The organism is Acidovorax delafieldii 2AN, assembly GCF_000175235.1.
GTDB classification, from domain to species: domain Bacteria; phylum Pseudomonadota; class Gammaproteobacteria; order Burkholderiales; family Burkholderiaceae_C; genus Acidovorax; species Acidovorax delafieldii_B.
Genome location: NZ_ACQT01000438.1, coordinates 1 through 1841, shown reverse-complemented (window position 1 = coordinate 1841; position 1841 = coordinate 1). Strand labels below are relative to the sequence as shown.

General features: G+C 69.7%; 2 protein-coding genes. Both read left to right on the top strand.

The features are described from left to right. Positions 1–369: DUF58 domain-containing protein (locus ACDELDRAFT_RS21975; protein WP_005800830.1), on the top strand; the 369-nt coding region annotated here is incomplete at its 5' end. 107 nt (positions 370–476) lie between these two features. Beyond that, the coding region (locus tag ACDELDRAFT_RS21970; RefSeq protein WP_005800828.1) for a DUF3488 and transglutaminase-like domain-containing protein at positions 477–1841 on the top strand (1365 nt) is incomplete at its 3' end.

The window sequence follows — 1841 nt, the reverse complement described above, 5'->3', positions numbered from 1 at the left end:
CCCCGCGCCAGCGGCACGGGCAGCGCCACCACGCAGGGCATCGGCGAATTCGACGGCGTGCGTGCCTACCGCCGTGGCGACCCGCTCAAACTCGTGGTCTGGAAAAAGGCGGCCAAATCGCTGGCCACCGGCACCGACGACCTCGTGAGCCGCGACGTCCAGCAGGCCCAGCGCCACGAACTGTGGCTCGACCTGGCCCTGGCTGCCCTGCCCGACCCGGAAGCGCGCGTGTCGCGCCTGACGGCCTGGGTGCTGCAGGCCGACCGGCTGGGCATCGACTACGGACTGCGTCTGCCGGGGGTGGAACTGGCGCCCGATTCCGGCGCGGCCCATCGCCAACGCTGCCTGGAGGCCCTGGCACTGTGCTGATTTCTCTAAAAAACCATGAAAATCGCATGCAGCGCTTACCCAGAGTACGCTTTCAGCTTCATTTTCAATAGCAAACTGCACCGCTCGCCCCCGCCAATCCCCGCACCATGACCTTGCGCCAAACCCTTGCCACCCTGCCACGCGACACGCGGGACACGCTGTTCCTGCTGGTGGTGATTGCCTGGGTGGTGGCGCCGCAGGTGGCACACCTGCCCGCCTGGACCAGTGCGATGGCTGCCGTGGTGCTGGTGTGGCGCGGCTGGCTGGCCTGGAAGGGCCGCGCCCTGCCGGGACGCTGGGCACTGATCGCGTGGCTGGCAGTGGCCGTGGCCGGCACCCTGTTCACGCACCAAACCATCCTGGGCCGCGACGCGGGCGTCACGCTCATCGTGGTGCTGCTGGCGCTCAAGACGCTGGAAGTGCGGGCGCGGCGCGATGCCATGGTGATCTTCTTCCTGGGCTTCTTCACAATGCTCAGCAACTTCTTCTACTCGCAATCGCTGGTCACCGCAGCCGCGATGCTGGTGGCGCTGCTGGGGCTACTCACCGCGCTGGTCAACGCCCACATGCCGGTGGGCCGCCCGCCGCTGGCGCATGCGTTCCGGCTGGCAGGCTCCATGGCGCTGCTGGGGGCGCCCATCATGGCGGCGCTGTTCCTGCTGTTTCCGCGCATGGCGCCGCTGTGGGGCATGCCCAGCGACAGCCTCACGGGGCGCAGCGGGCTCTCGGGGGTGATGCGGGTGGGCAACATCGCCGAACTGGCGCTCGACGACGGCGTGGCGCTGCGCGTGCGCTTCGATACGCCGGGTGGCGCGCCGCCGCCGCAGAGCGCGCTGTATTTCCGCGGGCCGGTGTATTCCACCTTCGACGGCAGCGAATGGCATCCCCTGTCGTACCGCGTGGGCACCCGTTCGATGGAACGCCCCGCCACCCCCGCCCAGTTGCAGGTGCAGGGCGAGCCCCTGCGCTACGAGGTGACGCTCGAGCCCCACCAGCGCTCCTGGCTATTGGTGCTGGACGCCGCGCGCGACCAGCCCACCGTGCCGGGCATGGGCACCTTCATGACGGACGACCTGCAATGGCTCACCACCCGTCCCATCACCGACGTGGTCCGCTACCGCGCCGAGAGCTACCTGCAGTTCCGCCACGGGCCCACCACCGCCACGCCCGCACTGCGGGCCTACACTGAACTGCCACCCGGCTTCAACCCGCGCACGCTCGCGCTCGCGCAAGCGCTGCGCACCGATCCGCAACTGGCACCCGCCTCGGGCCAGGATGCGGTGCCGGCGCTCGTCAATGCCGCGCTGGCGCGCCTGCGCACCGGCGGCTACCGCTACACGCTGGAGCCGGGCGTGTACGGCCAGCACACCGCCGACGAGTTCTGGTTCGACCGCAAGGAGGGGTTTTGCGAGCACATCGCCTCGGCCTTCGTGGTGCTGATGCGCGCCATGGACATCCCGGCGCGCATCGTC